The following is a 7696-nucleotide window of genomic DNA, read 5'->3' as shown; positions in this document are numbered from 1 at the left end:
TGGGGGCACTTTCATAGCCGCGCCGCCGCCGGGCCGCCCCAAGGCGGCGCAGCCCCCCTCGGGGGGCAGCAAGCGAGCGGAGCGAGCGCCGCGTGGGGGCACTTTCATAGCCGCGCCGCCGCCGGGCCGCCCCAAGGCGGCGCAGCCCCCTCGGGGGGGGCTGCAAGCGAGCAGGGCGAGCGCCGCGTGGGGGCACTTTTTTTTATTTCGGCGGCATGCGGATGGCGCCGTCCAGACGGATCGTTTCGCCGTTCAGCATATCGTTCGTGATGATGCTGTGGACCAGTTTGGCATAGTCTTCCGGGCGGCCCAGGCGGGCGGGGAAGGGGATGCTGGCGGCCAGGGAATCCTGCACTTCCTGCGGCATGCCGAAAATCATGGGCGTGCCGAAGATGCCGGGGGCGATGGTCATGCAGCGGATGCCCGTCTTGGACAGATCGCGCGCGATGGGCAGGGTCATGCCGGCCACGCCCGCCTTCGAGGCAGCGTAGGCAGCCTGGCCGATCTGGCCGTCGAAGGCGGCCACGGAAGCGGTGTTGATGAGCACGCCGCGTTCGCCGGTGGGCTCGGGGGCGTTGGCGCTCATGGCCTCGGCGGCCAGCCGCATCATGTTGAAGCTGCCGATCAGGTTGATCGACACGACCTTCTGGAACAGTTCCAGCGAATGCGCGCCGTTCTTGCCCACGATCTTGGCGGCGGGCGCAACGCCAGCGCAGTTCACCAGGCCGAAGAGCGAACCGAGTTCGAGCGCGGCGGCCACGGCGCTCTTGCCGTCGGCCTCCTGGGTCACGTCGCAATGGACATAGCGCTGGCCGAGCTCCTTGGCCAAGGCCGAACCCGGTTCGTCCTGCACGTCCGCGATGACGACCTTGGCGCCGTTTTCGACCAGCATGCGCACCGTGCCGGCGCCCAGTCCGGACGCGCCGCCCGTGACGATGAATACCTTGTTCGCGATTTCCATGTGTCTACCACCAGTCAGTTCTAGGGATGAAAGCGGCGCGGCAGGCGCCGGATGTGACGAGGGCCTGTTCACATTGGATGTGAACAGGCCCTGGGCCTGCGGTGCCGGCCGGACGCGATGCGTTCCGGTGCCGGCGCCGAAGGCTTGTGAGCCATCGAGGCGCCGATCAGCCTTGGACGGCCTGGAACAGGCGTGCCTTGATTTCTTCGACAGCGCCAACGCCGGAGATCTTGCGGTACTTCGGGGCGTCGGCGGGATTCTGCTGCGCCCAGGACGAGTAGTAGTCGACGAGGGGGCGGGTCTGTTCGCGGTACACGGACAGGCGATTGCGCACGGTTTCCTCGCGATCGTCGTCGCGCTGGATCAGTTCTTCGCCGGTGACGTCGTCGCGGCCTTCGACCTTGGGCGGGTTGAAGCGCACGTGGTAGCTGCGGCCGCTGGGCTGGTGCACGCGGCGCCCGCTCATGCGTTCGATGATGTCTTCTTCGGGGACTTCGATTTCCACCACGTAATCCAGCTTGACGCCCGCGCTCTTGAGCGCGTCTGCCTGCGGGATGGTGCGCGGGAAACCGTCGAACAGGTAGCCGTTGGCGCAGTCAGGCTGCTTCAGGCGGTCCTGTACCAGGCCGATGATGATCTCGTCGGAAACCAGGCCGCCGGCATCCATGACCTTTTTGGCTTCAATGCCCAACGGCGTGCCCGCCTTGACCGCGGCGCGCAGCATGTCGCCGGTGGAGATCTGGGGGATGCCGAAATGTTGGGTGAGAAACGCGGCCTGGGTGCCTTTGCCGGCGCCGGGAGGTCCGAGCAAGATGAGACGCATGAGTGCTCCTGAAGGGGTGTATTTTTTGTGATCCGGGGAATTATGCCGCAATGCAGCAGCCGATGCGGAGCCGCGCCATAGGAAATAACCCTTATATCTGCTTGCTGTAGACCAGTCGGACGCGTTCCAGGTCTGCCGGGGTATCTACGCCTGCGGCAGGAGGGTGGGACGCCCGATGGACGACGATGACGTGGCCGTGTTCCATGGCCCGCAATTGCTCCAGCGACTCAAAACGCTCAAGCGTGCCTTGCGGCAGGGAGGGGTAGCGGCGCAGGAACGACACCCGGTACGCATACAGGCCGATGTGGTGCCACGCGGGCAGCCCCTCGGCCAGCACGCGCACCCCCGAGGCGAGCGCATCACGCGCCCAGGGAATCGGAGCGCGCGAAAAGTACAGCGCGCGGTCGTTCGCGGCGCAGACGAGCTTGACTACATTGGGATTGAACAACGCGTCGGCGTCGGCCAGCGGGCAGGCACAGGTGGCGATGTCGGCCTCTGGGCTGGCTTGCAGCTTGGCGGCGACGGCATCGATGAGTTCGGGTTCGATGAGCGGCTCATCGCCTTGCACATTGACCACGATGGCGTCGTCGGGCAGACCCAGTTGTTCCACGGCCTCGGCCAGGCGGTCGGTGCCGGTCGGATGGTCGGCGCGGGTCATCAAGGCCTGCAGGCCGTGCGCCTGCACAGCTTGCTGGACGCGGACATCGTCCGTCGCCACGTAGAGTCGGGTAGCGCTGGACAGCGCGGCGCGCTCGGCAGTGCGCACGACCATGGGCTTGCCGGCGATGTCGGCAAGCGGTTTATCGGGCAACCGGGTCGAAGCGGTGCGCGCCGGGATCAGGGCGATGAAGCTCATGCGGCGGCGGGTCAGGATGAGGCGGGTGCGTCGTCCAGCGCGCGGGCTTCCGATTCCAGCATGACAGGGATGCCGTCACGCACGGGGAAGGCCAGGCGGTCGGCGCGGCAGACCAGTTCGGCGTGCTGCCGGTCGTGTTCGAGGCGGCCCTTGCACAGCGGGCAGACGAGGATGTCGAGAAGGCGGGATTCCATGAGCGGAATTCTAAAGCAGTTTGCCCAGCGCCGGGTCCAGCGCGGCTGGCAGACGGCCGCGTCCTACGCCCGTGCCGGCGGGGGCAGCGCCTGGGCCAGCCAATCGAACAGCTGCGGGTCGGAAAAACCGGCGCGCACTGGAACCTCCCAGAGGCGCGCATCGTTCAGGGCCGAGCATTTGATAGCGTCCTTGGAGGTGACCAGGATGACGTCGGCCTTGAGCGCCTGGAAGGGCGATTCGGCATAGTCATGGTGATCCGGCAAGGGCAGCGCGGTTTCCAGCTGAATGCCCGCGCTGCGCAGCGTTGTGAAGAAGCGCTCAGGATTGCCGATCCCGGCGGCCGCCGCAATGCGCGGCTGGCCAGCGAAGTCGGTCAGGGGGCGCCTGCCGTGGCCCGAGACCTGACGCGTGCCGTCGGGCTCCAGCCACATGCGGACTTGCCTTGGCCGGCCGCCGGCACTGGCGCCGGGCGGCTCTTGACTGGGTGTGCCGATATTCGTGACCACCACATCGACCTCGCGCAGGCGTTCGGCGGGTTCACGCAAGGGGCCGGCGGGCAGCAGGCGGCCATTGCCCACGCCGCGCTCGTCCTGCACCACGATTTCGACGTCGCGGGCGAGCGCCAGATGCTGCAGGCCGTCGTCCGAGACTATTACGTCCACCTTGGGGTGTGCCCGCAGCAGGGCCTGAGCGGCCAGGGCGCGCTTGGGATGCACGGCAACCGGGGCGGCGGTGGCGCGAGCGATCAGCGCGGGCTCATCGCCGAAGCGGGAGGCTTCCAGGTCGCCGAGCCCGACGCGCGCGTGCGGACCGATCTTGACGCCGTAGCCGCGGCTGACGACACCGGGGGTGTAGCCGCGGGCCCGCAACGCTTGCACCGTGGCGATGACCATGGGAGTTTTGCCCGTGCCGCCAACGTAGACATTGCCGATCACCACGACGGGAACCGGGGCGCGGTAGGCGCTGCGGGTACCGTCCAGATAGCCCTGGCGTTTGCGCGCGACCTCCCAGGCGGTCAGCCTGGAGAGCGGCAGCAGCAGGTTGGAGAGCCAGCCGCCGTGCTGCCATTGGCGCGCCAGCAGCGTCGAGGCACGCTTGGCGCTCACCGGCTGGTCTGCGCGGCGAAGTTGACGCGGCCGATGCCAGCCAGGCGGGCCGCTTCCATGACATTGATCACGGACTGGTGGGTGGCCTGCGCGTCGGCGTTGATGACGACCAGCGGCTCCGTCTTGCCGGCCGCGGCCTGGCGCAGCGCGTCGGCGATTTCGGGCGGCGTGGAGACGTCGATGAGGGTGCCGTTGAGCGCATAGCGGCCATCCTGGCTGATGGCGACTTCCAGCGCGGGCGGCGTGTCTTGTTCCATCGATGCCTGGGGCAGCGTCACCTTCAACTGCGTGAAGCGCGCGAAGGAGGTGGTCGCGGCCAGGAAGATCAGGATGACCAGCAGCACGTCGATGAGCGGGATCAGGTTGATATCCAGCTCGTCCCGGTCGCCGCGGGGGCCGCGGAAATTCATGAACGGCCCTCGCGCAGCGCGGAGCCGGGGGAGACGGCGCGGACCAGGCGCGAAGCAGTCTGTTCCATGGCGCTCAGGTAGCTGTCCACCCGGCCGCGCAGATACCGGTGCGCGATCATGGCGGGAATCGCGATCAGGATGCCGAAGCCGGTGTTGTACAACGCCATCGAGATGCCGCGCGCCAACTGCGCCGGGTCGCCGCCGCCGGGGGTGTAGGAACCGAAGATCTCGATCATCCCGACGACGGTGCCGAACAGGCCCATCAGGGGTGCAACCACCGCGATGGTGCCGATGGCCGAAATATAGCGGCTGAGGTCGTGGGCGACGGCGCGGCCGGTGTCCTCGACCACGTTGCGCAGTTCCTCGCGGGGCAGGTGGCGGTGACGCATGACTTCGGCCAGGATCCGGCCCAGCGGCGAGTTGCGCTCGAGGCGATTGATCGATTCGGGGGTGTCCTGGCGATTGCGCAGCATTTCAGCCACTTGATCGCTCAAGCCACGGGGCATGACCAGCCCGCGGCGCAGGGAGAGGAAGCGCTCGAAGATCAGCGCCAAGCCCAGGACGGATGTCGCCAGCAGGGGCCAGATAGGCCAGCCGGCCTCGCGCAGTATGGAAAGCAAAGCGTTCAACTCCGAGGAGAACCGGCGCGCGCCGGCATCTGATCAAGCCGAAACTGTAACGGTGCGGCGGGGGCCTTGCAAGTCGGTACGACCCCCAATCTATCCACAGATCTTGTGGATAATTCTGTGCAAAACTTCCCGGGAAGGCTTGCAGGCACAGGGCTTGCACTTGTTTGCTTCAATTGCGAGCAGCTCCGATTTTAATAAATACCCATAAAAATCAATAAGTTAATCCTAATTTGCTGGCTTTCGGGCCGGTTGCGGCAAATATGCTGGGACGCGGTATGATGGCGGCCCGCTACGCGGTCCCTGTGGACAGGTACGCATCGGAAAGCCCCATGACAATTGAATCTACGGTCACAAACAACGTATTTGCGCGGGATATCCTGACGGTTGCCCAGTTGAACCAAGCGGTGGGGCAGTTGTTGGAGCGCAGCATCCCGGCATTGTGGGTGCGCGGAGAGATTTCCAACTTCACGGCGGCGGCTTCCGGGCATTGGTACTTCACACTCAAGGACAGCCGGGCTTCCGTGCGCGCAGTCATGTTCAGAAGCCGCGCCAGTTCGGTGGGTTTCCTGCCGCGAGCGGGCGACCAGGTCGAAATCCGGGCGCGGGTGTCCCTGTACGAGCCTCGCGGCGACTATCAACTGCAGGCTGACGCCATGCGGCGGGCAGGACTAGGCAATCTGTACGAGGCCTTCCTGCGCCTGAAGGAGCAGTTGGCTTCCGAAGGCCTGTTCGATCCCGCCCGCAAACGGGAACCCGTGCATCTGCCGCGGGCGATCGGGGTGGTCACGTCGCTGCATGCCGCGGCGCTGCGCGACGTGCTGTCCGCGTTGGCACGCCGCGCGCCCCAGGTGCCCGTCATCATCTACCCGGCGCCGGTGCAGGGAGCGGACGCCGCGGGCCGGCTGGCTGCCCAGGTGCGCATTGCCAATCAGCGCGCCGAGGTCGACACGCTGCTGCTGGTGCGCGGCGGCGGCAGCATCGAGGATCTCTGGAGTTTCAACGACGAGGCGCTGGCCCGCGAGGTCGCGGCCAGTGAGATTCCAGTCATCAGCGGGGTGGGGCACGAGACGGATTTCACCATCGCCGATTTCGTCGCCGACGTACGCGCGCCGACGCCGACGGCGGCTGCTGAATTGGCGTGCGTGCCGCGTTCCGAGTTGTTGGGCCGCGTCATGCAGGCGTCCCAATCCCTGGCGCGCGGCCAGCAACGCCGCCTGGAGCGCGCCGCGCAACGGCTGGACCGCGCGGCGGCGCAACTGGTGTCGCCGGCCCAGCGCCTGGAACATCAGCGTGAACGCCTGAACAGCCTGCGCTTTCGGCTGGCCACGGCCTGGACCGGCCCGCAAGAGCGCCGCGGTGCCCGCGTCAACCTGTTGGCTCAGCGTCTGGCGCATCGCGCGCCCGATACCGGCCGCGCCGCGGACCGCCTGGCGGGCGCTGCGCGTCAGTTGGGGCAGGCGCATGCGCGGCTGCTGGTGCAGCGGCGCAACCGCCTGGCCTCCGCCACCGCGCAATTGCGCGCGCTGGACCCGGGCAATACGCTGGCCCGCGGGTATGCGATCGCTCGCGACGATCAGGGCCGCATCGTGCGTGATGCGGCCGCGTTGACGGCGGGGCAGGCGCTGGACCTGAGCTTTGCGCAAGGCGGCGCGGAAGTTGCCGTCACGCGCACCCGAGATACGCGCGAAGCCTCCTGAGCCCCTGCGCGCCGCGTGGCGCGCGGCGCTCATGAGCAGATGCGTCGAGTCATAAGCACATGCGTCCCTTAACCCCGCGCGAGCGCGGGGTTAACGCGGTATCCTCAGTAGTTGCCGATACAATTGAACGGCTTGATCGTGCACTCAACAGAAGGAACCTCACATGGCACATACTCTTCCCCCCCTGCCTTACGAACTGGACGCACTGGCTCCGCACATCTCCAAGGAAACGCTGGAGTTCCACTACGGCAAGCATCACCAGACCTACGTCACGAACCTGAACAACCTGATCCCGGGCACGGAATTCGAAACGTTGTCGCTGGAAGACATCGTGAAGAAGTCCTCGGGTGGCATTTTCAACAACGCCGCTCAGATCTGGAACCACACGTTCTACTGGAACAGCCTGGCTCCCAAGGCCGGCGGCGCTCCGACCGGCAAGCTGGCTGACGCCATCAACGCCAAGTGGGGCAGCTTCGACGCTTTCAAGGAAGCCTTCAACAAGTCGGCCGCCGGCAACTTCGGTTCGGGCTGGACCTGGCTGGTCAAGAAGGCCGACGGCTCGGTCGACATCGTCAACACCAGCAACGCCGCCACCCCGCTGACCACGGCCGACAAGCCGCTGCTCACCTGTGATGTGTGGGAACACGCCTACTACATCGACTACCGCAATGCCCGTCCCAAGTACCTGGAAAACTTCTGGGCCCTGGTGAACTGGGAATTCGCTGCCAAGAACTTCGCCTGATAGGCGAATTCAGGCCCGCCGCGGCATTGCGCCGCGGCCTGCTGCAAACCCCACGCGCAAGCCTGGGGTTTTCTTTTTGTTCAGCAAAAATTCAGCATTCGAAATCCCTGTCGATTGTCGAATTCATTGCGGCGAAATAACGTGTAAACCGCCTTTTCTTTCGGGTAATCCCTAGGTTTTCCAACCACTATCGTTGGCGCCGGTCTGCGACTGAACCACGGGGTTCACGACTGCGGCATGCCCGCCATAAACCGTGGTAATTACAGGGAAGGGAAGC

The 7696-nt window shown here is 66.2% G+C and carries 9 protein-coding genes; 2 read left to right on the top strand and 7 right to left on the bottom strand.

All coding sequences use genetic code 11. The annotated features are described in order from the left end of the window. Window positions 1-202: 202 nt before the first annotated feature. From CEY08_RS19210 to CEY08_RS19180, 7 genes are all read right to left on the bottom strand, one after another. A complete protein-coding gene (locus CEY08_RS19210) occupies window positions 203-961 on the bottom strand; it encodes a 3-hydroxyacyl-CoA dehydrogenase (protein WP_063642363.1) in 759 nt (252 codons plus the stop codon). 166 nt (window positions 962-1127) lie between these two features. Beyond that, a complete protein-coding gene (gene adk / locus CEY08_RS19205) occupies window positions 1128-1784 on the bottom strand; it encodes an adenylate kinase (RefSeq protein WP_042794202.1) in 657 nt (218 codons plus the stop codon). A gap of 91 nt (window positions 1785-1875) precedes the next feature. Beyond that, complete coding sequence (kdsB, locus tag CEY08_RS19200; RefSeq protein WP_063642364.1) at window positions 1876-2640, bottom strand: 3-deoxy-manno-octulosonate cytidylyltransferase; 765 nt, start codon at window positions 2638-2640, stop codon at window positions 1876-1878. A gap of 11 nt (window positions 2641-2651) precedes the next feature. Further along, entirely contained in the window at window positions 2652-2834 is a 183-nt protein-coding gene (locus CEY08_RS19195) for a Trm112 family protein (protein WP_042794201.1), read from the bottom strand. Between the two features lie 63 nt (window positions 2835-2897). Beyond that, window positions 2898-3941, bottom strand: a complete 1044-nt coding sequence (gene lpxK / locus CEY08_RS19190; RefSeq protein ID WP_076814396.1) for a tetraacyldisaccharide 4'-kinase — start codon at window positions 3939-3941, stop codon at window positions 2898-2900. Continuing rightward, window positions 3938-4351: an ExbD/TolR family protein gene (locus tag CEY08_RS19185; RefSeq protein WP_042794200.1), complete on the bottom strand. Its 414-nt coding sequence runs from the start codon at window positions 4349-4351 to the stop codon at window positions 3938-3940. The genes lpxK and CEY08_RS19185 overlap by 4 nt, the downstream gene beginning before the upstream one ends. Continuing rightward, window positions 4348-4971, bottom strand: coding sequence for a MotA/TolQ/ExbB proton channel family protein (locus CEY08_RS19180; protein WP_063642366.1), 624 nt, complete (start codon window positions 4969-4971; stop codon window positions 4348-4350). Before CEY08_RS19180 ends, CEY08_RS19185 begins: the two co-directional genes overlap by 4 nt. A 338-nt stretch (window positions 4972-5309) precedes the next feature. Between CEY08_RS19180 and xseA the strand changes: the two genes are divergently transcribed. After that, a complete protein-coding gene (gene xseA, locus CEY08_RS19175; protein ID WP_076814394.1) occupies window positions 5310-6677 on the top strand; it encodes an exodeoxyribonuclease VII large subunit in 1368 nt (455 codons plus the stop codon). Window positions 6678-6840: 163 nt separating this feature from the next. After that, a complete protein-coding gene (sodB, locus tag CEY08_RS19170) occupies window positions 6841-7419 on the top strand; it encodes a superoxide dismutase [Fe] (RefSeq protein ID WP_013394768.1) in 579 nt (192 codons plus the stop codon). The last annotated feature ends 277 nt before the right edge of the window (window positions 7420-7696 follow it).

Source organism: Achromobacter insolitus (genome assembly GCF_002209555.1).
Lineage (GTDB): Bacteria > Pseudomonadota > Gammaproteobacteria > Burkholderiales > Burkholderiaceae_B > Achromobacter > Achromobacter insolitus.
This window is presented reverse-complemented; position numbering and strand designations above follow the sequence as displayed.

Coding starts and splice junctions, on each gene's coding strand:
- xseA (WP_076814394.1), top strand. CDS start 5,310: ATGACAATTGAATCTACGGTCACAAACAACGTATTTGCGCGGGATATC.
- CEY08_RS19195 (WP_042794201.1), bottom strand. CDS start 2,834: ATGGAATCCCGCCTTCTCGACATCCTCGTCTGCCCGCTGTGCAAGGGC.
- sodB (WP_013394768.1), top strand. CDS start 6,841: ATGGCACATACTCTTCCCCCCCTGCCTTACGAACTGGACGCACTGGCT.
- adk (WP_042794202.1), bottom strand. CDS start 1,784: ATGCGTCTCATCTTGCTCGGACCTCCCGGCGCCGGCAAAGGCACCCAG.
- kdsB (WP_063642364.1), bottom strand. CDS start 2,640: ATGAGCTTCATCGCCCTGATCCCGGCGCGCACCGCTTCGACCCGGTTG.
- CEY08_RS19210 (WP_063642363.1), bottom strand. CDS start 961: ATGGAAATCGCGAACAAGGTATTCATCGTCACGGGCGGCGCGTCCGGA.
- CEY08_RS19185 (WP_042794200.1), bottom strand. CDS start 4,351: ATGAATTTCCGCGGCCCCCGCGGCGACCGGGACGAGCTGGATATCAAC.